General features: G+C 64.9%; 22 protein-coding genes. 19 read left to right on the forward strand and 3 right to left on the reverse strand.

Translation table 11 applies throughout. From position 1 onward, the window contains the following. Positions 1-38: 38 nt before the first annotated feature. Positions 39-1,691, forward strand: a complete 1,653-nt coding sequence (locus tag FVD38_RS16640; protein WP_147935845.1) for a hybrid sensor histidine kinase/response regulator — start codon at positions 39-41, stop codon at positions 1,689-1,691. 94 nt (positions 1,692-1,785) lie between these two features. Further along, complete coding sequence (locus tag FVD38_RS16645; RefSeq protein ID WP_147935846.1) at positions 1,786-2,775, forward strand: aldo/keto reductase; 990 nt, start codon at positions 1,786-1,788, stop codon at positions 2,773-2,775. Here FVD38_RS16645 and FVD38_RS16650 read toward each other — a convergent pair. The 3 genes from FVD38_RS16650 to map are packed head-to-tail and all read right to left on the reverse strand — an operon-like array spanning position 2,772 to position 6,987. Continuing rightward, the gene (locus FVD38_RS16650; RefSeq protein WP_147935847.1) at positions 2,772-3,518 is read right to left on the reverse strand and encodes a pseudouridine synthase; all 747 of its coding nucleotides are present in this window, start codon (positions 3,516-3,518) and stop codon (positions 2,772-2,774) included. The genes FVD38_RS16645 and FVD38_RS16650 overlap by 4 nt on opposite strands. Positions 3,519-3,548: 30 nt before the next feature. Next, the gene (locus tag FVD38_RS16655) at positions 3,549-6,131 is read right to left on the reverse strand and encodes a [protein-PII] uridylyltransferase (protein ID WP_147935848.1); all 2,583 of its coding nucleotides are present in this window, start codon (positions 6,129-6,131) and stop codon (positions 3,549-3,551) included. Between the two features lie 10 nt (positions 6,132-6,141). Further along, on the reverse strand, positions 6,142-6,987 hold the full coding sequence (gene map, locus FVD38_RS16660) for a type I methionyl aminopeptidase (protein WP_147935849.1): 846 nt from the start codon (positions 6,985-6,987) through the stop codon (positions 6,142-6,144). A 272-nt stretch (positions 6,988-7,259) separates the two neighbouring features. Here map and rpsB point away from each other — a divergent pair, with 272 nt between their 5' ends. The 17 genes from rpsB (at position 7,260) to FVD38_RS16745 (ending at position 24,257) form a co-directional block, all read left to right on the forward strand. Then, the gene (gene rpsB / locus FVD38_RS16665) at positions 7,260-8,009 is read left to right on the forward strand and encodes a 30S ribosomal protein S2 (RefSeq protein ID WP_005667508.1); all 750 of its coding nucleotides are present in this window, start codon (positions 7,260-7,262) and stop codon (positions 8,007-8,009) included. A 136-nt stretch (positions 8,010-8,145) separates the two neighbouring features. Then, positions 8,146-9,054 (forward strand): translation elongation factor Ts, encoded by a 909-nt coding sequence (gene tsf, locus FVD38_RS16670; RefSeq protein WP_147935850.1) that lies wholly within the window; start codon positions 8,146-8,148, stop codon positions 9,052-9,054. A gap of 340 nt (positions 9,055-9,394) precedes the next feature. Continuing rightward, positions 9,395-10,111, forward strand: a complete 717-nt coding sequence (gene pyrH, locus FVD38_RS16675; RefSeq protein WP_123070380.1) for a UMP kinase — start codon at positions 9,395-9,397, stop codon at positions 10,109-10,111. 28 nt (positions 10,112-10,139) lie between these two features. Then, entirely contained in the window at positions 10,140-10,700 is a 561-nt protein-coding gene (gene frr, locus FVD38_RS16680; protein ID WP_147935851.1) for a ribosome recycling factor, read from the forward strand. A gap of 140 nt (positions 10,701-10,840) precedes the next feature. Next, positions 10,841-11,590, forward strand: coding sequence for a polyprenyl diphosphate synthase (gene uppS / locus FVD38_RS16685; protein ID WP_147935852.1), 750 nt, complete (start codon positions 10,841-10,843; stop codon positions 11,588-11,590). Continuing rightward, complete coding sequence (locus FVD38_RS16690; protein ID WP_147935853.1) at positions 11,590-12,420, forward strand: phosphatidate cytidylyltransferase; 831 nt, start codon at positions 11,590-11,592, stop codon at positions 12,418-12,420. Before uppS ends, FVD38_RS16690 begins: the two co-directional genes overlap by 1 nt. 12 nt (positions 12,421-12,432) lie before the next feature. After that, positions 12,433-13,620, forward strand: coding sequence for a 1-deoxy-D-xylulose-5-phosphate reductoisomerase (gene ispC, locus FVD38_RS16695; protein ID WP_147935854.1), 1,188 nt, complete (start codon positions 12,433-12,435; stop codon positions 13,618-13,620). 16 nt (positions 13,621-13,636) lie between these two features. Continuing rightward, on the forward strand, positions 13,637-14,974 hold the full coding sequence (rseP, locus tag FVD38_RS16700) for an RIP metalloprotease RseP (RefSeq protein WP_147935855.1): 1,338 nt from the start codon (positions 13,637-13,639) through the stop codon (positions 14,972-14,974). 93 nt (positions 14,975-15,067) lie between these two features. Beyond that, on the forward strand, positions 15,068-17,404 hold the full coding sequence (gene bamA / locus FVD38_RS16705; RefSeq protein ID WP_123070386.1) for an outer membrane protein assembly factor BamA: 2,337 nt from the start codon (positions 15,068-15,070) through the stop codon (positions 17,402-17,404). 40 nt (positions 17,405-17,444) lie between these two features. Then, positions 17,445-18,005, forward strand: a complete 561-nt coding sequence (locus tag FVD38_RS16710; RefSeq protein WP_147935856.1) for an OmpH/Skp family outer membrane protein — start codon at positions 17,445-17,447, stop codon at positions 18,003-18,005. Positions 18,006-18,042: 37 nt separating this feature from the next. Further along, complete coding sequence (gene lpxD, locus FVD38_RS16715) at positions 18,043-19,092, forward strand: UDP-3-O-(3-hydroxymyristoyl)glucosamine N-acyltransferase (protein WP_147935857.1); 1,050 nt, start codon at positions 18,043-18,045, stop codon at positions 19,090-19,092. Beyond that, a complete protein-coding gene (gene fabZ / locus FVD38_RS16720) occupies positions 19,089-19,586 on the forward strand; it encodes a 3-hydroxyacyl-ACP dehydratase FabZ (protein ID WP_147935858.1) in 498 nt (165 codons plus the stop codon). Before lpxD ends, fabZ begins: the two co-directional genes overlap by 4 nt. 10 nt (positions 19,587-19,596) lie before the next feature. After that, a complete protein-coding gene (lpxA, locus tag FVD38_RS16725) occupies positions 19,597-20,385 on the forward strand; it encodes an acyl-ACP--UDP-N-acetylglucosamine O-acyltransferase (RefSeq protein WP_147935859.1) in 789 nt (262 codons plus the stop codon). A gap of 4 nt (positions 20,386-20,389) precedes the next feature. Continuing rightward, the gene (gene lpxB, locus FVD38_RS16730; protein WP_147935860.1) at positions 20,390-21,550 is read left to right on the forward strand and encodes a lipid-A-disaccharide synthase; all 1,161 of its coding nucleotides are present in this window, start codon (positions 20,390-20,392) and stop codon (positions 21,548-21,550) included. A 1-nt stretch (position 21,551) separates the two neighbouring features. Then, positions 21,552-22,208, forward strand: coding sequence for a ribonuclease HII (rnhB, locus tag FVD38_RS16735; RefSeq protein WP_183407474.1), 657 nt, complete (start codon positions 21,552-21,554; stop codon positions 22,206-22,208). A 5-nt stretch (positions 22,209-22,213) separates the two neighbouring features. Further along, positions 22,214-22,999 carry a TrmH family RNA methyltransferase gene (locus FVD38_RS16740; RefSeq protein ID WP_147935861.1) on the forward strand — a complete coding sequence of 262 codons (786 nt, stop codon included), beginning with the start codon at positions 22,214-22,216 and terminating at the stop codon, positions 22,997-22,999. Between the two features lie 61 nt (positions 23,000-23,060). Then, positions 23,061-24,257 carry an EAL domain-containing response regulator gene (locus FVD38_RS16745; protein ID WP_147935862.1) on the forward strand — a complete coding sequence of 399 codons (1,197 nt, stop codon included), beginning with the start codon at positions 23,061-23,063 and terminating at the stop codon, positions 24,255-24,257. Positions 24,258-24,532: the final 275 nt, after the last annotated feature.

Below are 24,532 nucleotides of genomic sequence, written 5' to 3' on the forward strand. Positions count from 1 at the left end.
GCGTGTTGTCGGCCAGATTTCGCCACCTCCGACCATCCATGACGTCCAGCACCGCCACCCTCGACGAAGAAGCGCGCCTCGCCGTCCTCGATTCCTACGGCATCCTCGACACGCCGCCCGAGCGCTCGTTCGACGACGTCGTGCGCCTGGTCAGCCAGCTGCTGTCGGCGCCGATCGCCGCGGTCAACCTGATCGCGCGCGGGCGCCAGTGGTTCAAGTCCGAGATCGGCCTGGGCACGCGCGAGATGCCGCTGGACGACTCGATCTGCCGCTTCGCGCTGCTTGAAGAGCAGCAGTTGATCGTGCCCGACACGCGCGAGGATCCGCGCTTCAGGTGCAATCCGCTGGTGACGAAGGATGCCGGCTTGCGCTTCTATGCCGGCGCCCTGCTCAAGACGCGCGACGGCGTGGCGCTCGGCACCTTGTGCGTGCTGGACGACAAGCCGCGGCCGCAGGGCTTGAGCGAGCAGGAACAGTTCGTGCTGGCCACCCTGGCGCATCAGATCATGAGCCAGATCGAGCTGCGCAAGGCGATGGCCGAGCAGGACGCCCTGATCGCCGCGTTGCGCGAGGCCGACCAGCGCAAGGACGAATTCCTCGCCATGCTCGCGCACGAGCTGCGCAATCCACTGGCGCCGATCGTCTCTGCCGCCACCATGTTGTCGAACTTCAACCTCGATCCGGCCATGGTGCAGCGGGCCAGCGAGATCGTGGCGCGCCAGGCCGGTCACATGACGTCGTTGATCGACGACCTGCTGGATGTCTCGCGCGTCACCCGTGGCAAGGTGGAACTCGAGCTGCGCGAGCTGGACTTCAAGGACGTCATCGCCGACGCCATCGAGCAGGTGCGCCCGCTGATCGAGAAGCACCGGCACCGCCTGACCCTGGACTTGCCGCCGGCGCGCGCCGTCGTCGTCGGCGACCGCAAGCGCCTGGTGCAGGTGATGACCAACCTGCTCAGCAACGCCGCCAAATACACCCTCGAAGGCGGACGCATCGAGGTGCGCCTGACCACCGATGGCGATGTGCTCGGCCTCGAGATCCGCGACGACGGCATCGGCATGTCGCCCGAGCTGATCGCCAGCGCCTTCGACCTGTTCGCGCAAGGCGCGCGGGGCCTGGATCGCAGCCAGGGTGGCCTGGGCATCGGGCTGGCGCTGGTGCGCAGCCTGCTCAAGCTGCACGGCGGCGCGGTCAGCGCCAGCAGCGACGGCCCCGGACTGGGCAGCACCTTCCACGTCAGCCTGCCGCTGTCGACGCGCGCACAGATCGAGCGGCGCGCGCGCGACCGCAATGCGCCCCAAGGCAAGCTGCCGGCGCTGCGCATCGGCGTGGTCGACGACAACGAGGACGCGGCGGTCACCTTGTCGCTACTGCTGGAAACCCTGGGCCACACGGTGCTGGTCGCCCATTCCGCGCGCGAGGCCTTGACGGCGCTGCCGGCCTTCGGGCCGGACGTCTGCCTGCTCGACATCGGCCTGCCCGAGATGAACGGCTACGAGCTGGCCGCCGCGCTGCGCAAGAAGCCCGGGGCGTCGCAGGCGATCCTGATCGCGGTGACGGGTTATGCGCAAGAGAAGGACCGGGCGCTGGCGCTGGCGGCGGGCTTCCACGACCTGTTCGCCAAGCCGGTCGACCTCGACGTGCTGGGCGCCGCGCTGGTGCAGATCGAGAGCCGGCGCGCGGCCTGAAGGCATTGTTGCGCCGCAGCGCTGGCGTGCGCCGGCGAGGTCGCGCGGCAGGCAGAATCTGTCCCATCATGAGCAGTCGAGAAAGGACAGAACAATGACGCAGCGCTATCAACCCCTTACACGTCTCGGCCTGGGCGGCACCGGCCTGGGCGATATGTACCATCACACGAGCGAAGAGGCGGCGCAAGCCACCGTCGATGCCGCCTGGGACGCCGGCATCCGCTATTTCGACACCGCGCCGCACTACGGCGCCGGCCTGTCCGAGCACCGTTTCGGCCAGGCCTTGCGGCGCCGTCCGCGCGATGAATACACGCTGTCGTCCAAGGTCGGCCGCATCCTGGCGCCGAGCGCTACGCCCGAAATCGCCGCCCCCTTCGTGGGTGGCTTGCCGTTCCGGCGCATCACCGACTACACGGCCGACGGCGCGCGCCGCTCGATCGAGGACAGCCTGCAGCGCATGGCGCTGTCGCACATCGACATCGTCTACGTCCACGACCTGTCGCCGGACCGTTTCAGCCAGGCCGAGTACGAACACTACTACGCCATCGCGGCCGGCCGCGGCGGTGCCTTCGAGGGTTTGGTGAAGCTGCGCGACGAAGGCGTGATCAAGGGCTGGGGCCTGGGCGTGAACACGGTCGACCCCTGCCTGCGCGCGCTGCGCGATTCCGACCCCGACATCTTCCTGCTGGCCGGCCGTTACACGCTGATGGAAACCACGCCTTTGGACGAGCTGTTCCCCTTGTGCGAGGAGCGCGGCGCGAAGGTGGTGCTGGGAGGTCCGTTCAATTCCGGCTTCCTGGCGGGCGGCCCTAATTACGATTATGGCCCGGCCGATGAAGACAAGGTCGCGCAGCGCGAGCGCCTGCGCCAGGTGGCGGCGCGCCACGGCGTCGACCTGCCGGCGGCGGCGCTGCAGTTCGGGCTGGCGCATCCGGTGGTGGCGGCGACGATTCCCGGCGCCAGCAGCGTGGCGCACCTGCAGCGCAATGCGGCGCTGATGGACATCGTCATCCCGCCGGCGTTCTGGGAAGATCTGAAGGCCGAGGGACTGCTGGCGCCGGAAGCGCCGCTACCGAACGGTTAGAACTGCTCGTCGGGGGACAGGTAACGCCATTGTCCCTCGGGCAGGTTGCCCAGCTTGACCTTGCCGATGCGCACGCGCTTGAGGCCCACGACCTTCAGCCCGACCATATCGCACATGCGCCGGATCTGGCGTTTCTTGCCTTCGCGCAGGGTAAAACTGAGCTGGTCCTCGTTCTGCCAGCGCACCTTGGCCGGCAGCAGCGCTTTCCCGTCCATCCACAGGCCGTGGTTCAGCTTTTTCAGGTCGCTGTCGGGCAGCTTGCCCGGCTTGGTGTACTGCACCCGCACCAGGTATTCCTTGTCGACCGAAGTGGTCTCGCCGATCAGGTGCTTGGCGATGCGTCCGTCCTGCGACAGCACCAGCAAGCCGACCGAATCGATGTCCAGCCGTCCGCATGGCACCAGACTGCGCAGCTGGGTCGGATGGAACTGTTCGGGCGCCGGATCGTCCGCCCAGCGGTTCTCGGGCTTGATCAGGGCGATCGCCGGCGTATAGCCATCCTCGGCCTGGCCGCTGACGTAGCCGACCGGCTTGTTGATCAGGATGGTAACGCGTTTCGATTGCTCGGCCGCGGCCTGGCGCTCGACCGTGATGCGCTGGGTCGGCAGCACCTTGCTGCCCAGTTCCGAGACGACCTTGCCGTCCACCCGCACCCAGCCGCGGGCGATCCATTCATCGGCTTCGCGGCGCGAGCACAGGCCGAGTTCGGACATACGTTTGGAGAGGCGGAGCGGTTCGGTCATGGGTAAAGCTTTACTGTAAAAAGGGATGAATCAAACTTTGAGGGCGTCGAGAAGATCGGTCTCGAGCTGCACCAGGGTGCGTGGATTGTTCAGGGCCGGGCCGTCGATCAGGAACACGTCCTCGACGCGCTCGCCCAGGGTCATGATCTTGGCCGTGTGCAGGTTCAGCCGGTAGCGCGCCAGCACGCTGGCGATCGCGTACAACAGGCCCATACGGTCGTTGGCGGCGACCGACAGCACGTGGAACTGGCCGCGTTCGTCGGGCCGCAGTTCGACCGTCGGCGTGATCGGGAAGGTGCGCGCCACGCGCGACAGGCGTCCCCGCACCAGCGCCGGCAGCGGCTCCTGCGACAGCAGCTGCGAGCATAGCTCGTGCTCGATCAGGCTGATGATGTCGCGGTAGCTGCCGGCGAAGTTCTCGTCCGCCACCAGGAAGCTGTCCAGCGCATAGCCGTGGCGCGTGGTGTGGATCTTGGCGTCCAGGATGCTGAAGTTCTTGCGGTCGAAGTAGCTGCAGATGCGCGCGAACAGGTCGGGCTGGTCCTTGACGTAGACCGCCACCTGCAGGCCTTCGCCTATCGGCGCCAGCCGCGCCCGCACCACGGGTTTGTCGGCGTCGACCTTGTCGACCAGCGCGCGCGTCTGCCAGGCGATGTCGGAGGCGTCGTGGCGCAGGAAGTACGCCACGTCGAGCTGCTTCCACAGCGCTTCGTGGGCATTGGCGTCCAGGCCGAACAGGCGCAGGGTGGCCAGCGCTTCCTTCTGGCGCGTGCGCAGCTCGCGGTCGGCCGAATGCGGCTCGCCGCCCAGCACGCGCAGGGTGACCTTGTACAGGTCTTCCAGCAGCTTGGCCTTCCAGGCATTCCACACCTTGGGGCTGGTGCCGCGGATGTCGGCCACGGTCAAGAGGTACAGCGCGGTGAGGTGCCGCTCGTCCTTCACCACGGCGGCGAAGGCCTGGATCACGTCGGGGTCGGACAGGTCCTGCTTCTGCGCCACGGTCGACATGGTCAGGTGCTGCTCGACCAGGAATACCACCAGTTCGGTGTCTTCCTCGCTGATGCCGTGCTCGCGGCAGAAGCCGCGCGCATCATCCATGCCGAGCTTGGAATGGTCGCCGCCGCGGCCCTTGGCGATGTCGTGGAACAGGGCCGCGACGTACAGTAGCCAGCGGTCGTGGAAGTCGGCGATCAGCTGGCTGCAGAACGGGTATTCGTGCGCGTGTTCCGGCATCGTGAAGCGGCGCAGGTTGCGGACCACCATCATGATGTGCTGGTCCACGGTGTACACGTGGAACAGGTCGTGCTGCATCTGGCCGACGATCTTGCGGAAGGCCGGCAGGTAGCGGCCCAGGATGCCGAATTCGTTCATGCGGCGCAGCGCATGCACCAGGCCGCGCGGCGCCTGCAGCACGCGCAGGAACAGCGCCTTGTTGGCCGGGTCGGCGCGGAAGGCCTCGTCGATGAAAGTGCGCGCATGCCACAGGGCGCGGGTGGCGCGCGCCGTCATGCCCTTCAGTTCGCGGCGCTCGGTCATTGCCACGAACAGCTCGAGGATGGCGGATGGGTGCTTCTCGAAGGTGTCGTCGGCCACGACGTCGATCAGGCTACCCACCTGGGTGAAGTGGGCGCTGATCGGGATGGCCACCGACGGCTGCGGGAACAGTTGTGCCTCGATGTTCTGCAGCAAAATCGTATTCAGCTGGGTCACGGTCTTGGCGGCCCAATAGTAGCGCTGCATCAGGAATTCGCTGGCGCGGCGCGCGTCCGGACCTTCGCCGCTGGCGGTCAGGCCCAGGGTGCCGGCGATCGCGGTCTGGACGTCGAATACCAGCCGGTCTTCGCGTCGCTTGGTGTGCAGGTGCAGGCGGATGCGGATGTCCTTGAAGGCGCTTTCCTTTTCCAGCAGCTGGCGCGCCTCCATGCGCGTGATCAGGCCGCGCGTGGCGAGCTGGCCGAAGGTGTCGGCCAGGCCCGCGGCCTTGGCCACCCACAGGATCACCTGCAGGTCGCGCAGCGCGCCGGGGCTTTCCTTCACGTTCGGCTCGAGCGCGAAGGCGGTGTATTCGTGCTTGGCGTGGCGCAGCCGCATCTCGGCGGTCTTGGCCTGGAAGAAGGCTTGCGGATCGAGGGCGTCGCGGTAGCGCCGCTGCAGCTCCTCGAACAGCGGCGCGCTGCCGGTGACGAGGCGCGCCTCCAGCAGGCTGGTTTGCACGGTGATGTCGGCGGCCGATTCGCTCAGGCACTCGTCCACGGTGCGGATGCTGTGGCCGATCTCCAGGCCCAGGTCCCATAGCAGCTGGACCAGGCCTTCCAGGCGCGCCTGGGTGATGGCGTCAGCCGGCTGTCCCAGCAGGATCAGCAGGTCGACGTCGGAATAGGGGAACAGTTCGCCGCGCCCGTAGCCGCCCACGCCCACCAGGGCGGTGTGCTCCGGCAGGCCGGCGGCCTGCCAGGCATCGAGCAGCACGCCGTCGACCACCTGGCGCAGGCTGCGCAGGAGTTTTTCGGGCTTGCCGTCTTCCTGGAAGGCCTGGAACACCAGCTGGCGTTCGGCCTTCAGGCGCTGGCGCAGCGTGGTGCGGGCGGTGTCGAGCAGGGCGGCCTGTCCCATGGGCTTTCCTTTAAGCCGCGGCCAGGGCCGGCACCGCGCCCGGGTTCAGCAGCGGCAGCACGATGGCGGGCGGCGGCGGGCTGCCGGCCGACATGGTCAGCACCTCGACCCCGGTCTCGGTGACCAGCACCGTGTGTTCCCACTGGGCCGACAGGCTGCGGTCTTTCGTCTTGATGGTCCAGCCGTCCGGCATTTCCTTGATGTCGCGGCGGCCGGCGTTGATCATCGGCTCGATGGTGAAGATCATGCCCGGCTTGAGTTCTTCCAGCGTGCCGGGACGGCCGTAGTGCAGCACCTGCGGCTCTTCGTGGAACACGCGGCCCACGCCGTGGCCGCAGAATTCGCGCACCACGCTGTAGCCGGCCTTCTCGGCATGCTGCTGGATCGCATGGCCGATGTCGCCCAGGTGCTTGCCCGGCTTGACGGCGGCGATGCCCAGCCACATGCACTCGAAGGTGATCTCGGACAGGCGGCGCGCCATGATCGACGGCTCGCCGACCAGGTACATGCGGCTGTTGTCGCCGTGGTAGCCGTCCTTGGTGATCGGGGTGATGTCGATGTTGAGCGCATCGCCCGATTTCAGCATGCGGTCGCCCGGGATGCCGTGGCAGATCACGTCGTTGAGCGAGGCGCAGATCGAGCCGGGGAAGGGCGGGTAGCCGGGCGGGGCATAGTTCAGGGTCGCCGGGGTCGTGCCCTGGACGTTGACCATGTATTCATACGCCAGGCGGTCAAGTTCGCCGGTGGTGACGCCGGGCTTCACGAACGGGGTGATATAGTCGAGCACTTCCGAGCCGAGGCGGCAGGCGACGCGCATGCCTTCGATTTCGTCAAGAGTTTTGGGAGTGGAGGCCATTGGGATTCTTATCCTGCGGTAGTCGATGCACTGAGTGTGCAATAAGGGTCCATTATAGAGGAAACATTCCTTCCTCAGGGTCGCTGCGGCCGCCAGCTCCACGTCACGCTTGAATAAAACGGCAAATCCCGCTAGAATCTCGGGTTGCTCGGATTCGCATTGGGCAATGTTGTAAAAACTGTACCTTTAATTTATTGAAATCGCGAATGTGGCCCTAAAAGGGTGCCTGACTGGTGACTGGCCACATTCAAGACCCAACCCTGGAGAATTACATGTCCGTTACTATGCGTGAAATGCTGGAAGCCGGTATCCACTTCGGCCACCAGACCCGTTTCTGGAACCCAAAGATGGCGCCGTTCATCTTCGGTCATCGCAACAAGATCCACATCATCAACCTGGAAAAAACCATGGCGATGTACCAGGATGCGATGAAAACCATCAAGCAGATCTCGGCCAACCGCGGCACCATCCTGATGGTCGGCACCAAGCGTCAAGCACGCGACATCATCGCTGCTGAAGCACAGCGCGCTGGCGTGCCTTACGTCGACCAGCGTTGGCTGGGCGGCATGCTGACCAACTTCAAGACCATCAAGACCTCGATCAAGCGCCTGAAAGACATGGAAGCGCAAGTCGAAGACGGTTCGGTCGAGAAGATGTCGAAGAAAGAGGCGCTGCTGTTCTCGCGCGAAATGGAAAAGCTGCAAAAGTCGATCGGCGGCATCAAGGACCTGGGCGGCGTGCCTGACGCGATCTTCGTCGTCGACGTCGGCTACCACAAGGGCACCATCACCGAAGCCGGCAAGCTGGGCATTCCGGTCATCGGCATCGTCGATACCAACCACTCGCCAGAAGGCGTGACCCACGTCATCCCAGGCAACGACGACTCGTCGAAAGCGATCACCCTGTACGCACGCGGCGTCGCCGATGCGATCCTGGAAGGCCGCGCCAACGCCACCAACGAAGTCGTTGAAATGGTCAAGGCTGGCGGCGACGACTTCGTCGAAGTTTCCGAGCAGGCATAAGTGACGGCAGGCTAAGTGCCTGCTGACACATCGAAGGGGGCGCCGCACACACGAGCCCCCCTTTTTTTAAGCTGAATACCTGTGGGGCGTTTTGTAACGACCTGCAACCCGGATAAAACATTTAGGAGAAATCAACATGGCAGCGATTACTGCAGCGATGGTAGGCGAACTGCGCGCGAAGACCGACGCGCCAATGATGGAATGCAAAAAAGCACTGACCGAAGCCGAAGGCGACATGGGTCGTGCTGAAGAGATCCTGCGCGTCAAGCTGGGCGGCAAGGCATCGAAAGCATCGGCACGCATCACCGCCGAAGGCGTCGTGGCAACCTATATCGCTGGCAACGTCGGCGCGCTGGTCGAAGTCAACAGCGAAACCGATTTCGTCGCCAAGAACGAAGAATTCCTGGCCATGGTCAACCTGGCCGCCAAGCTGGTCGCCGAGAACAACCCGGCTGACGTCGCTGCCCTGGCAGCGCTGCCGCACGACGGCAAGACCTTCGACGACGTGCGTACCGCCCTGATCGGCAAGATCGGCGAGAACATGACCGTGCGTCGCTTCCAGCGTTTCGAAACCACCGGCAAGCTGGCTTCCTACCTGCACGGCACCCGTATCGGCGTGATCGTCGACTTCGAAGGCGCGGACGAGCAAGTCGGCAAGGACCTGGCCATGCACATCGCTGCAATGAAGCCAGTCGCTCTGTCGTCGGAGCAAGTGCCTGCTGAAATGATCGAAAAAGAGCGTTCGGTCGCCGAACTGAAGGCCAAGGAAGACGCTGAAAAAGCTGTCGCCGAAGGCAAGCAGCCGCAATCGGACGAAATCGTCGCCAAGCGTATCGACGGTTCGGTGCAGAAATACCTGAAAGAAGTGTCGCTGCTGAACCAGGCATTCGTGAAGAACGACAAGCAGTCGATCGAGCAATACCTGAAAGCATCGAATACCAGCGTCAAGGCATTCACCATGTACGTGGTGGGCGAGGGCATCGAGAAGAAGGTCGACGACTTCGCAGCAGAAGTTGCAGCCCAGATGGCTGCAAACAAGCAGTAATCAAAAAGAACGGGCCGCAAGGTCCGTTTTTTTAAGGTGGGATCGTTTGTGTGTTGCGGCCATGAAGTATTTCCTGGTTGTACGGCAAACTGGGGTTCCCGCCTTCGCGGGAACGACGTTCATGGGGTGCGGGCCGAAGCAGGCTCCACAGTCCGCACCTCTAATATGTCGTTCCCGCGCAGGCGGGAATCCAAGTCTGCATGCAGTCCAGCGGCGCGACTCATCAACCGCGCCCGCCTTACAATGCCATCGCCTCCAAGGCAGATGAGATCGCAGCCCAAGGGCCGCGGTCGGACCCGAATTCGCACCATCGAAACATCACATTAGGAGCCGCTTCATCATGTCAAAACCAGCCTACCAACGAGTCCTCCTGAAACTGTCCGGCGAAGCGCTGATGGGCGACGACCCGTTCGGCATCAACCGCGCCACCATCGAGCGCATGGTGGCCGACGTGGCGGAAGTGGCGAAGCTGGGCGTGCAGGTGGCGGTCGTGATTGGCGGCGGCAACATCTTCCGCGGCGTCGCCCCGGGCGCCCAGGGCATGGACCGCGCCACCGCCGACTACATGGGCATGCTGGCCACCGTCATGAACGCGCTGGCCCTGGCCGATGCCATGCGCCACGTCGGCATCACCGCCCGCGTCATGTCGGCGATCGGCATCGAGCAGGTGGTCGAGCCTTATGTGCGCCCGAAGGCCCTGCAATACCTGGAAGAAGGTAAAGTGGTCGTGTTCGCCGCCGGCACCGGCAACCCGTTCTTCACCACCGACACCGCGGCCGCCCTGCGCGGCGCCGAGATCTCGGCCGAGATCGTCCTGAAGGCCACCAAGGTCGATGGCGTCTACAGCGCCGACCCCAAGAAAGACCCGCACGCGACGCGTTACGAAAGCATCACCTTCGACGAAGCGATCGCCAAGCACCTGCAAGTGATGGACGCTACCGCCTTCGCGCTGTGCCGCGACCAGAAACTGCCGATCAAGGTGTTCTCCATCGTCAAACCCGGCGCGCTCACCCGCGTGATCATGGGTGAAGACGAAGGTACACTGGTACACGTTTAAATATTTACTGAACAACAAGGAGAGCAGCATGTCCCTGGCTGACGTCAAAAAGAACGCGCAAGAGCGCATGATCAAGTCCATCGAGACCCTGAAAGCCGACCTGGCCAAGGTCCGCACCGGTCGCGCCCACACCGGCATCCTCGACCACGTGATGGTCGACTACTACGGCAGCCCGACCGCGCTGCCGATGGTCGCCAACCTGACCCTGGTCGATGCGCGCACCATCGGCGTCCAGCCGTTCGAAAAGAAAATGGCCGCGACCATCGAAAAAGCGATCCGCGACGCCGACCTGGGCCTGAATCCATCGTCGCAGGGCGATATGATCCGCGTGCCGACCCCGCCGCTGACCGAAGAGCGCCGCAAAGAAATGGTCAAGCTGACCAAGTCGGAAGGCGAAGATGCGAAGATTGCCGTGCGCAATATCCGTCGCGATGCCAACGAAGCGCTCAAGAAAATGGTCAAAGACAAGACCGCGTCGGAAGACGACGAGCGCCGCGCCTCGGACGAAATCCAGAAGCTGACCGACAAGGCCGTGGCCGACATCGACAAGCTGCTGGGTGAAAAAGAGAAAGAAATCCTGACGGTGTAAGGTCCGGCTCAACGGCTTTCTTGCGGACCGGCCCCGGCAACTTGCCGCGGCCGGTCCGCCTACCTTATGATTGTCCAATTCTGATTGGCCATATGCGCACCGCCGGACGGGAGTCCGGGCGCAGCACTGCTGGATACAAGATGTTCAAAAGTTCGACCACCGCCGTTCCCGAGACGCCCGCCGTGCCGCGCCACGTCGCCATCATCATGGATGGCAATGGCCGTTGGGCCACCAAACGCCTGCTGCCGCGCGTCGCCGGCCACGTCAAGGGCGTGGAAGCCGTACGCGGCATCGTCGAAGCCTGCGTGCTGCGCGGGGTCGAGTACCTGACCCTGTTCGCCTTCTCGTCCGAGAACTGGCGCCGCCCGGCCGACGAAGTCTCGCTGCTGATGCGCCTGTTCGTGACGGCGCTCGAACGCGAAGTCTCGAAGATGCACGCCAATAATATTCGCCTGAAAGTCGTGGGCGACCTGAGCCGCTTCGACGCCAAGCTGCAAGAGATGATCGCCAATGCCGAGCGCCGCACCGCCGGCAACTCCCGCCTGACCGTCACCGTGTGCGCCAACTATGGCGGCCGCTGGGATATCATGCAGGCAACGGGGAAGATGGTGCAGGCCAACCCCGGCGTGACCGAATTTACGGAGGAAATGCTGGCTCCGCACCTGGCGATGGCGTATGCGCCCGAACCCGACCTGTTCATCCGGACCGGCGGCGAGGAACGCATCTCCAATTTCCTGTTGTGGCAGCTGGCATATGCCGAACTGCATTTCACAAGCACCTTCTGGCCAGATTTCACGCCCGAAGCGCTGGATGAGGCGATCGCCTCGTTCCAGGGCCGCGAACGGCGCTTCGGCCAGACCAGCGCCCAAGTAGCGAAGAAGACCAACTGATGCTCAAGACCCGGATCGTCACCGCGCTCGTTTTGCTGGCAGTCCTGCTGCCGGTGTTGTACTCCAATAACCCCACAGCGTTCGCGGTGGTCGCTTCGGTGTTCTTCGGGGCGGCGATCTGGGAGTGTTTCCGCCTGTTTAATCCGGGCGCGAAGAGCGCGGTGGCGATCGCGGTGGCCTGGACCCTGGCCTTCGCCTATGCCTTCTTCATGCGCGAGCAGGGCGATCCGACCTTCTGGTTCGCCATCGGCGCGCTGCTGTGGGCATTGCGCTTCGCGCCCACGCTCAAGCTCGGCCTGCCGCCGCTGGCCAGCACCCCGAACACGCTGCTGAGCCTGCTGTACGCGATTTCGCTGGTGGCCTGCTTCGCCGCCATCGTCATGCTGTTCCAGTACTCGGCCCTGTTCCTGCTGTCGGTGCTCGTCATCGTCTGGTCGGCCGACATCTTCGCCTATGTGTGCGGCAAGACCTTCGGCAAGAATAAACTGGCGCCGTCGATCTCGCCCGGCAAGTCGTGGGAAGGCGCCATCGGCGGCGGCATCGTGACCGTGCTGCTGGCCTCGCTCACCGTCCTGTTCGGCGGCGAGGCTCTCGCCAATACCTTCGCGGTGCGCGTGCAGGCCAGCTTCGGCTGGGCTGGCATGCTCGGCGTTATCGCCCTCATCGTCGTCGCCAGCGTGGTCGGCGACCTGTTCGAATCCCAGCTCAAGCGCCGTGCCGGCATGAAGGACAGCAGCAATCTGCTGCCTGGCCACGGCGGCGTGCTGGACCGGATCGACGCACTCGTGCCGGTCCTGCCGCTGGCGGCTTTGATCGCCACCCGGCTCTAGAAGGAAGTCTCCATGCAAGGCATTACCATCCTTGGCGCCACCGGTTCGATCGGCGCCTCGACCCTCGACGTGGTGGCGCGCCATCCAGGCCGCTACCGCGTCTACGCCCTCAGCGCGCATTCGCGCGTGGAAGAACTGGCCGCAGCCTGCCGAAAGTATCGCCCGCAGCGCGCCGTGGTCGGCAGCCCTGAAGCCGCCGCGCAGCTCGCGGCACTGATCGCCGACCTGCCGACGGGTGTCGAATATGGCGAGCAGGCGCTGTGCGATATCGCCTCCAGCGCCGACACCGACATCGTGATGGCCGCCATCGTCGGCGCCGCCGGCCTGGCGCCGACGCTCGCCGCGGCGCGCGCCGGCAAGAAGATCCTGCTGGCCAATAAAGAGGCTCTGGTGATGTCGGGCCAGCTGTTTATGGACGCCGTGCGCGAACACAAGGCGACCCTGCTGCCGGTCGACAGCGAACACAATGCGATCTTCCAGTCGCTGCCGTCCTCGTATGCGCGCGTTCCAGCCGCCTCGGGCGTGGCAAAGATCCTGCTGACCGCATCCGGCGGCCCGTTCCTGAACCGCGCCGTCGAGACGCTCGACAGCGTGACCCCCGACGAAGCCTGCAAGCACCCGAACTGGGTCATGGGCCGCAAGATCTCGGTCGATTCGGCCACCATGATGAACAAGGGCCTCGAAGTGATCGAGGCCCACTGGCTGTTCGGCGCGCCGGCCGACCAGATCGAAGTCGTGATCCATCCGCAAAGCGTGATCCACTCGATGGTCTCGTATGTGGACGGCTCGGTGCTGGCCCAGTTGGGCAACCCCGATATGCGCACCCCGATCGCCAATGCGCTGGCCTATCCGGAGCGGATCGATTCGGGCGTGGCCCAGCTCGACCTGACGCAGATGGCCGGGCTGCAGTTCTTCGCGCCCGACTTCGAACGCTTCCCCTGCCTGGCACTCGCTTTCGATGCGCTGCGCGCGGGCGGCACCGCGCCGGCCCTGCTCAACGCGGCCAATGAGGTGGCGGTGCAGGCCTTCCTCGAGCGCCGCATCGGTTTCCGCGACATCGACCGCGTGATTCGCCACGCGCTCGACGTCGTGCCGCACGGCCCGGCCCCGTCGATCGAGGCGGTGCTGGCCCAGGACGCGCGCGCGCGCGCGGCCGCCGCCGACGCCGTATCGAACCTCGCTTCAGGCTTGCAGCGCTGATCCCACGGAGCGCACCATGACCATGCTTTACACCGTGCTGGCCTTCGTGCTGGCGCTCGGTCCCCTGATCGTGATCCACGAACTGGGCCACTACCTGGTCGCGCGCGCCTGCGGCGTCAAGGTGCTGCGCTTCTCGGTCGGCATGGGCCGCGTGGTCTGGTCGCGCCGCTTCGGCAAGGACCAGACCGAATGGGCGCTGTCGGCGCTGCCGCTGGGCGGCTACGTCAAGATGCTCGACGCGCGCGACCCCGAGACCGCGCCGACCAGCGACGCCGACCTGGATCGCGAATTCACGCGCCAGAACGTCTGGAAGCGGATCGCCATCGTGGCCGCCGGCCCGCTGGCCAACTTCCTGCTCGCGATCGGCCTGATGGCCGCGCTGTATATGCATGGCGTGGACGAGCCTTCGGCGCGCCTGCGCGAGGCCCCGGCGGCATCCGAGGCGGCCAAGGCCGGCGTGCGCGGCGGCGATACCGTGGTGGCGGTGAATGGCAGCGAGGTGCGTTCGTGGACCGAGTTGCGCTGGCAGGTCTTGCAGGCGGCGGTCGATAAATCCGACGCTCGCCTCGAACTGCGCGGCGCCAACGGCGGCGTCTATAGTGCGACCTTGCCGGCGGCGGTGATCGGCCGGCTCGACGTCGAGACCGACGTGATGGCCGAACTGGGCCTGGACCTGTGGCGCCCGCAGCCGCGCATCGAGAAGGTGATCGCGGATGGGGCAGGGCAGCGCGCCGGCCTGCGCGACGGCGACCTGGTGCTGCGCGCCGGCGGCCAGCCCGTCGTCGATGGCATCGCCTTCATCGAGGCCGTGCGCGCATCTGCAGGCAAGCCGATGGCGATCGAGGTCGAGCGCGCCGGACGCCCCGTGGCCCTGACCCTGACCCCGGAGCCGGATGCGAATGGCCGCGGCGTGATCAAGGCCATGGTGGCCCAGGCCCCGGAGATGATCACCGTGAGTTCGGGCCCGTTCGAGGCGATCGCGCGCGGCGCCGAGCGCACCTGGGACACCAGCGTGATGACCCTCAAGATGATCTGGAAGATGATTACCGGGGAAGCGTCGTGGAAGAATGTGACGGGTCCCATTACCATCGCCGATTATGCCGGACAGACTGCAAGAATAGGTCTCGTAAGCTATTTACAGTTCATCGCCTTTATTAGTATCAGCTTAGGAGTAATGAATTTGTTACCAATTCCAGTTCTGGATGGTGGCCATTTACTGTATTATTCGCTGGAAGTTTTGACCGGGCGTCCCCTTCCTGCGCGCGTCGGAGAGTTCGCGCAGCGCGCCGGGGTCGGCCTGCTGTTCATGCTGATGGCGCTCGCCGTCTTCAATGACCTGGTGCGGCTGCTTTAGCGGCCCGCATGCGCTCCCGGAATCGGGCGTGCAATTCCCGGCACAGAATAATATGCAATCGTTGTCCAAATGACTGACCCTTTGATCCAGCCAATGAAATCACAACCAGATCGTTTTGCCCTGCCGTTCATTCGTCGCAGCTTGATCGGCGCGGCCGTGCTGACCCTGTGCGCAAGCAATGCGCTGGCCGCCAACCCGTTCGTCGTCAAGGATATCCGGGTCGAAGGCATCCAGCGGACCGAAGCCGGCACCGTGTTCAGCTATCTGCCGGTGCGCGTGGGCGAGACCTTCGACGACGCCAAGGCATCGAGCGCGATCAAGGCACTGTACGCCACCGGCTTCTTCAAGGACATCCGCCTTGAGGAAGAAAATGGCGTGCTGGTGGTACTGGTCGAGGAACGCCCGGCGATTTCGTCGGTCGATTTCACCGGCACCAAGGAATTCGAAAAAGACATGCTGGTCAAGGCGCTGTCCGAGATCGGCGTGGCCCAGACTCGCATCTTCGACAAGGCCTCGGTCGACCGCGCCGAACAAGAGCTCAAGCGCCAGTACCTGTCGCATGGCCTGTACGGCGTCAAGATCACCACCACCGTGACCCCGATCGAGCGCAACCGCGTGACGGTCATGTTCAATATCGACGAGGGTGATGTCGCCAAGATCAAGGGCATCAACATCATCGGCAACAAGGCCTTTTCCGACAAGCAGCTGCGCCAGCTGCTCGAACTGCGCCCGTCGGGCTGGTTCACCTGGTACTCGAAGGCCGACCAGTATTCCAAGCAAAAGCTGACCGGCGACCTGGAGACCATCAAGTCCTGGTACCTGAACCACGGCTACCTGGAAGCCAACGTCGAATCGACCCAGGTCTCGATCACCCCGGACAAGCGAGACATCTACCTGACCCTCAACATCACCGAGGGCGAGCAGTACACCGTCTCGAGCGTCAAGCTCGAAGGCGAGATGTTCGGCCGCGAGGAAGAGCTCAAGGAGCTGATCGTGCTCCAGCCGGGCAAAACCTATGTCGGCGACCTGCAGGAAGCGACCAACAAGTTCATCGCCGACCGCCTCGGCACCTACGGCTACGCCTTCGCCAACGTGACGGCCAACCCGGAACTCGACCGCGAGAAGCGCGAAGTCGCGTTTACCTTCTTCGTCGATCCGGGCAAGCGCGCCTACGTGCGCCACATGAACATCTCGGGCAACACGGTCACCCGCGACGAAGTCATCCGCCGCGAATTCCGCCAGTTCGAAAGCTCGTGGTACGACGCCAACCGCGTCAAACTCTCGCGCGACCGCGTCGACCGCCTCGGCTACTTCAAGGACGTGAAGGTCGAGACGCCGGAGTCGCCAGGCACTTCGGACCAGGTCGACGTGAACATCGCGGTCGAAGAAAAACCGACCGGTAACTTCATGATCGGCGGCGCCTTCTCGCAGTCCGAGAAGTTCACCTTCACCGCGTCGATCTCGCAGGCCAACTTCGCCGGCAGCGGCAACACGGTCGGCATCGAGCTGAACACCAGCAAGTACAATCGCACGATCGCGTTCTCGCAGACCAACCCGTACTTCACGGATGACGGCATCTCGCGCGCCTTCTCGCTGTACCTGCGCACCTCGCGTCCGCCGGCGCTGAACATCGGTTCCTACACCGTCAAGCAGATGGGCGGCAACCTGACCTTCGGCGTGCCGTTCTCCGAATCCGACACCGTCTACTTCGGCGCCGGCCTGGAACGCACCGAGCTGGAAACCGACCAGACCTCGCCGACGGTCTACCAGACCTTCGTGCGCCAGAACGGCGGCCCGGCCAGCGGCATCGGCAAGGCCACCACCAATGCGATCCCGCTGACCGCGGCCTGGGGCCGCGACACCCGCGACAGCGCCGTGACCCCGACTCGCGGCCGCTTCCAGCGCGCCAACTTCGAGATCGATGCGATCGGCGACGCCAAGTACTACCGGATGGTCTACGAGCATCAGTGGTGGAAGCCGCTGACCCGCTGGATGACCCTGGCCCTGCGCGGCGAGTTCGACTACGGCAAGGGCATCGGCGGCAGCGCCTATCCGGTGTTCAAGAACTTCTACGCGGGCGGCATCGGTTCGGTGCGCGGCTACGAGAGTTCGTCGCTGGGCGTGGTCGATCCGCGTTACTACGATGCGATCGGCGGCTCCAAGCGCATCATCGGCAACGCCGAGCTGCAGTTCCCGTTCCCGGGCAGCGGCACCGACCGCAGCCTGCGCTGGTTCACCTTCGTCGACGGCGGCCAGGTGTTCCAGGAAGACGCGAAGATCCGTTTCGACGAGTTCCGCTACTCGGCCGGTATCGGCCTGTCCTGGATTTCCCCGGTCGGTCCGCTCAAGTTGAGTTATGCTAAGCCGCTGAATTCGCTGCCGGGCGACCGCCTGGAGCGCTTCCAGTTCCAGATGGGTACCGGCTTCTAAGCGGACCGCTGCGACCTGAAGAACGATTGCGAGAGACTTTATGTTGAAAAATCTGATTGACTCGCTGCCTGGTGGACGCAAGTCCACGGTTCGACCCGCGCTCGGCGCCTCGCTGGTGCTGGCTGCGGTCGTCGGAGTGTCCATTGCGCCGTTGGCCCAGGCGCAGGCGACCATCAGCCGCATCGGCTTTGTCTACACCGAGCGCCTGATGACCGACTCCAAGATGGCCAAGGCGGCAGACGCCAAGCTGACCGCTGAATTTTCGAAGCGCCAGAAGGCGGTCGAAGAGATGGTCGGCAAGTACAAGCAGACGTCCGAGAAGTTCGACGCCGAAGCGGCGGGCCTGAATGAGCTGGACCGCACGCGCCGCGCGCGCGAGCTGTACAACATGCAGAAGGACGTCGAGCGCATGCAGCGCGAGTTCCAGGAAGACCTGCAGCAGCGCAAGAACGAAGAACGCGCCGCGATCGCGCAAAAGGCCTACAAGCTGGTCGAGCAGGTCGCGGAACAGGAAAAACTCGACGCCGTGCTGGTCGAGGCGGCGTGGGTCAGCCCGCGCGTGGACATCACCGACAAGATCCTCAAGCTGCTCGACAAGTAAAGCAGTACCGATTTTGACTTACACTGGAAAGACCGAGATGGGCATTCGACTGGGCGATTTGGTCGAGCGCTTCGGCGGACAGCTGGTGGGCAACCCGGACCTCGAGGTCCAGGCGATCGCCCCCCTGGACAGCGCCGGCGCTTCGCACATCAGCTTCCTTAGCAACAGCAAGCTGCGCGCACTGGCCGCGCAGAGCCAGGCCGCGGCACTGATCCTGTCGCCGCTGGACGATCCGACGGTGGCCGCGACCTATGAAGGCGCGCGCATCGTCACTACCAACCCTTACGCCTACTTCGCCCGCGCGGCGCAGTATTTCGTGTCGTTTACCGAACAGGCGCCGGCGCCCGGCATCCATCCGAGCGCCGTGGTCGATCCCGGCGCCACGGTCGATCCGACCGCGCACGTCGGGCCGCATGCGACGATCGAGGAGGGCGCCATTGTCGGCGCCCACGTCGTGATCGGCGCCGGCTGCTTCATCGGACGCGAGGCCGCGATCGGCGAGCACACGCAGCTGTTCGCGAACGTGACCTTCCATGCGCGCTGCCGTATCGGCAAGCGCGGCATCCTGCATTCCGGCGCGGTGATCGGCACTGACGGCTTCGGCTTTGCCGTCGAAGCCGGCGCCTACATCAAGATCCCGCAGACCGGCCGCGTGCTGATCGGCGACGACGTCGACATCGGCGCCAACACCACGATCGATCGCGGCGCGCTGGACGATACCGTGATCGAAGACGGCGTGAAGCTCGACAACCAGATCCAGATCGGCCACAACTGCCGCATCGGCGCGCACACCGCGATGGCCGGCTGCGTGGGTGTGGCTGGCAGCGCGAAAATCGGCAGCCGCTGCACCTTCGGCGGCGCCGCCATGGTGCTGGGCCACCTCGAAATCGCCGACAACGTCCATATTTCCTCGGGCAGCATGGTGTCGCGCTCGGTTCTCGAACCGGGCCAGTACACCGGCTTCTACCCCTTGGCCAAGAACGCCGAATGGGAGCGCAGCGCCGCGATCGTGCGCAATCTCGATTCGATGCGCGCCAAGATCCGCACGCTCGAGAAAACCATCAGAAACCTGACAGAACAAAAATGACCACTCCAGAACTCAAGACCCTCGACATCACCCAGATCAAGGAATACCTGCCGCATCGCTATCCGCTGCTGCTGGTCGACCGCGTGCTGGACGTCGAACTGGGCAAGCGCATCGTCGCGATCAAGAACGTCACCGTCAACGAAGAATTCTTCAACGGCCACTTCCCGCACAAGCCGGTGATGCCTGGCGTGCTGATGATCGAAGCGATGGCGCAGACCGCGGCCATCCTGTCGTTCATGACCATGAACGTCAAGCCGGACGAAAACTCGGTGGTGTACTTCGTCGGCATCGACAACGCGCGCTTCAAGCGTCCGGTCGAGCCGGGCGACCAGCTGCGCATGGAAGTCGAGATCCTGCGCGTCTCGCGCGGCATCTGGAAGTACAAGGCGGTGGCGACCGTCGACGGCAAGGTGGCGGTCGAGGGTGAGCTGATGTGCACCATCCGCGGCGCCGCCGAAGCCACCATGAAAGGCCCTGAAAGCGCGGCCGAGTAAGGAGAGCCAGATGAGTAAAATCCATTCGACCGCGATCGTCGATCCGAAGGCCGAGCTGGACAGCTCGGTCGAGGTCGGCCCGTATTCGATCGTCGGGCCGCATGTGCGCATCGACGCCGGCACCGTGGTCGGCCCGCACGTGGTCATCGAAGGCCACACGACGATCGGCAAGGACAACAAGTTCTTCCAGTTCTGCTCGATCGGCGGCGCGCCGCAGGACAAGAAGTGGAACGGCGAGCCGACCCGCCTTGAAGTGGGCGACCGCAACACGGTGCGCGAATTCGTCACCTTCAACCTGGGCACGGTCCAGGACGAAGGCGTCACCCGCGTCGGCAGCGACAACTGGATCTCGGCCTACGTCCACGTGGCGCACGACTGCCAGGTGGGCAGCAACACGATCTTCTCGAACAACGCCCAGCTCGCGGGCCATGTGCAGGTGGGCGACTGGGCCATCCTGTCGGGCTACGCCGGCGTGCACCAGTTCTGCAAGATCGGCGCCCATGCTTTCATCGGCATGTACACCAGCCTGACCCAGGACGTGCCGCCCTATGTGCTCGTCTCCGGCAATCCGGCCGGCGCGCGCGGCGTGAACCTCGAGGGCCTCAAGCGCCGCGGGTTTAGCCGTGAACAGCTGGACGGCATTCGCAGCGCCTATAAGCTGCTGTACCGCTCGAACCTGACGCTGGAAGAAGCCAAGACGGCGCTCCTGGCCGAAGAAGAGCGCCTGCCGGCGGCCAGCGCAGACATTCGCCTGCTGCGCGAATTCCTCGGCACCGCCACCCGTGGCATCGTCCGCTAACGAGATGAACAACGACGTTTCGCTGGCGTTGGTGGCCGGCGAGGCGTCCGGCGACATGCTCGCCGCGCGCCTTCTGGCCGGCCTGCGGCCGCATTTGCCCCAGGCGCGCTTCCACGGCATCGGCGGGCCGCGCATGATCGAGCAGGGCTTCGTGAGCGAGGTCCCGATGGATACGCTCACGGTGCGTGGCCTGTTCGAAGTCATTCCCCGCTACCCTGAACTGAAACGCATCCAGAGCCGGCTGCGCGACCGTCTCATCGCAGAGCGGCCGGCGGCCTTCATCGGCGCCGACTATCCTGGCTTTAATCTCGGCCTCGAAGAGCAGCTGCGCAGCGCCAGCATTCCGACCGTGCACTTCATCGGGCCGCAGATCTGGGCCTGGCGCGGCGGGCGGATCAAGAAGATCCAGCGCGCGGTCTCGCACATGCTGGTGATCTTCCCGTTCGAGGAAGCGATCTATCGCGAGGCTAACGTACCGGTGACGTATATCGGGCATCCACTGGCCGAGACCATCCCGCTGGTGCCGGACGTCGCCGCGGCGCGGCGCGCGCTCGGCCTGGATCCGGCTGCGCGCGTGGTGACCGTGATGCCGGGCAGCCGCATGGGTGAACTGAAATACCTGGCCGAGCCGTTCATCCGCGCCGTCAAACTGCTGGCCGCGCGCGATCCGGGCCTGACCTTCGTGGTGCCGATGGTCGGCGAACGCCAGCGCGCCTACTTCGACGAGCTCGTGGTCAAGGCGGGCTTGCAGGACGTCGAACTGCAGGTGACCGCCGCCGGCTCGCACACGGCGATCGCCGCCGCCGACGCGGTGCTGGTCGCTTCCGGCACCGCGACCCTGGAGGTGGCGCTGTTCAAGAAGCCGATGGTGATCGCGTATAAAGTGATGGCGGCGTCGTACGCGATCATGCGTCACATGGGCTACCAGCCCTGGATCGGCCTGCCGAACATCCTGGCGCGCGAATTCCTGGTACCGGAATTGATCCAGCATGCGGCCACGCCGGAAGCGATGGCCGACGCGGTGTGGGCCCAGTTGCAGGATGCGGCCGGACGCGAACGGCTGGCCGGGCGCTTCCTGGAGATGCACCACAGCCTGCTGCGCGATAGTGCGCGCGAGAGCGCAGAGGCCGTGTTGCGCGTCATTGGACAGGGCCGCGTGAGCTGACATGAGGAAGAAGAAAGTCAATCTGTATCCTGGCCTGCCGCCCAGGCTGCGGCCGTTCACCGAGCTCGATATCGTCTGCGGTGTCGACGAGGCCGGGCGCGGTCCGCTGGCCGGGCCGGTGTTCGCCGCCGCCGTCATCCTCGATCCGCTGCGGCCGATTGAGGGCCTGCGCGATTCCAAGAAACTGAGCGAGGCGCGCCGCGACCAGCTCGCGCCGCTGATCCGCGAGCATGCGCTGGCCTGGGCCATCGCCGAATGCTCGTGCGAAGAGATCGACAGCATCAACATCCTGCAGGCGACCATGCTGGCGATGCGGCGCGCAGTGGAAGCGCTGCACACGCTGCCGACGCTGGCCCTGATCGACGGCAATCGCTGCCCGCAGATGGACGTGCGCGCGCATGCGATCGTGGAGGGCGACGACAAGGTCAACGCCATCTCGGCCGCCTCGATCCTGGCCAAGACGGCGCGCGACGCCGCGCTGGTGCGGCTGCACGACCTTTACCCGCAATACGGCTTCGACCAGCACAAGGGTTACGGCACGGCGCTGCACCTGGAGCGACTGCGCCTGCACGGCCCTTCACCGGCGCACCGCCGTTCGTTCGCGCCGGTGCGCAATATGCTGCAGGTCGACCTGTTTGCTGAACTGATTGAAGCATAAGCAGTATGAAAACCATCACTTCGCGCGACAACGCGTTCTACAAAGACCTGAAAAGTCTGGCCACCAGCTCGCAGGCGCGGCGCAAGGCCGGGCAAAGCCTGCTCGACGGCGTGCACCTGTGCCAGACCTGGCTCGACCTGCGCGGCGCGCCGCGCCACTGCGTGGTGTCGGAGGGCGCGCTCGGCAACCGTGAAGTGCAGGCCATCGTCTCTCGCTGTGAAGACCGGAATGCGCCGGTGACGGCGCTGCCCGACGCGCTGTTCAACGCCGTCAGCCAGGTCGAACATGGCGTGCATCTGCTGTTCATGATCGATTCGCCGCAGCCTTCGGCGGCGCCGGCCCTGGTGGGATCGAGCGTGCTGCTGGACGGCGTGCAGGATCCGGGCAACGTCGGCTCGATCCTGCGCAGCGCGGCGGCGGCCGGCATCAAGCAGGTCTATTGCAGCCCCGGCACCGCTTTCTGCTGGTCGCCCAAGGTGCTGCGCGCGGCGATGGGCGCGCACTTCGTGCTCGACATCTTCGAGGGGGTGGAGCTGGCGCCGCTGGTGCAGGGCGCCACGGTGCCGGTGCTGGCCACCAGCGGCTATGCGGCCGAGCGGCTGTACGCGATGGACCTGAGCCGGCCGGTGGCCTGGGTGCTGGGTCACGAAGGGCAGGGCGTGTCGGATCAATTATTGAAGCTCGCCACGCACCGGGTCGCTGTGCCGCATGCGGGCCAGGTCGAGTCGCTCAACGTCGCCGCCTGCGCGGCTGTGTGCTTCTTCGAAGGACTGCGCCAGCAGCAGATGTAGCTTAAATATGGACGGCTTCCCGCGCATCGCGTAGGCTGGCGGCTGGGAAACTGGAGCAACGATGGACATCGCGCATTTGCATTTTTTGGTGGCACAAGCCGACCCGGCCCAGCGCAGGGCGCTGGTGGACTTGCTGGGCCAGCTCGGCGCCAGCCGCGTCACCGAGGTGCCGGACGGGCATCACGCGCTGCAGACCCTGGAAGCCGGCCTGGCGCCGGCGGTGAACATCGCCATCATCGATCTCGCGTTGCCGGGCATGGATGGCCTTGAGCTGATCCGCAAGCTGGGAGAGATTCAAACGCCGGCGCGCCTGGTGGTAACAGGCGCGCAGCCCGCCGACCTGCTGTTTTCGGTCGAGACCCTGGCCGAGGCCTACGGCGTAGAGCTGCTGGGCGTGATCGCCAGGCCGGTAACCGCCCCCAAACTGAAACCGCTGCTCGACAATTACGCCCCGCTGGCGCGTCCACCGCGCAAGCCGGGCGGCCCGCGCTTCACCTTCCAGCAGATCGGCATCGGCCTGCAGAAGCGCCAGTTCGAGCCCTTCTTCCAGCCCAAGATCGAGCTCGCGACCGGCCAGGTGAAAGGCCTGGAAGCCTTCGCCCGCTGGCGCCACCCCGAGCACGGCGTGCTGGGCCCCGCATCCTTCATGGAAGCGCTGGAAGAAAGCGGCCGCATCGACTTCCTGGACTGGAGCATGATCGAGCTGTCGGTGGAGCGCTGCCGCTGGTTCCAGGAGCAGGGCATCCCGGTCCCGATCTCGCTGAACATCGCCCCCGAAACGCTGGCCCATCCGGCCTTCGTACGCCAGATCGTGGCCTCGCTGGAGCGCCACAAGGTCCTGCCCGACTACATCACCTTCGAGCTGCCGGAATCGTCGGTCCTGAACACGAACCCCGATTTCATCGAACGCCTGGTCCGCCTGCGCATGATGGGCTTCGGCCTGGCGATCGACGACTACGGCACAGGAAGATCCAACCTGCAACTACTGGCGCGCATCCCCTTCACCGAACTGAAAATAGACCGCAGCTTCGTCGACGGCGCCTCGAAACGCCGCCCCTTGGGCACAGTCCTGCGCAGCTGCCTGAACCTGGCCCACAGCCTCGACCGCATGTCCGTCGCCGTCGGCGTCGAAACCCGCCAGGACTGGGACTTCCTCCAAAGCCTTGGCTGCACCTACGCCCAGGGCTACCACATCGCCAACCCCATGGAAGCCACCGCCTTCCCCCCCTGGCTCGCCGACTGGCGCCAATTCTTCTAACCCCAATTAGGGTCAGAGTAAAATTATTGAGCAATTTCTCAAATTCGGCCCGCAAATAAATAGGGTCGGAGTCGAATTATTGGCCAATTACTCTACGGATAATTAGGGTCAGCGTCGAATTAACGGCTCAGCCGTGAATGTTGTCAAACAATTCGACTCTCGTATATTGAAGGTACCGCAGCGGAGCTGGTCTATGATGGCGACGAAGCGGTCGGGCGGAGTGATGCCGAACGACTCGAGTGCCGCTGAGCACGTGGGTCAGATAGGTGCCTCCG

This window comes from Massilia arenae, from assembly GCF_008014745.1.
Lineage (GTDB): Bacteria > Pseudomonadota > Gammaproteobacteria > Burkholderiales > Burkholderiaceae_D > Telluria > Telluria arenae.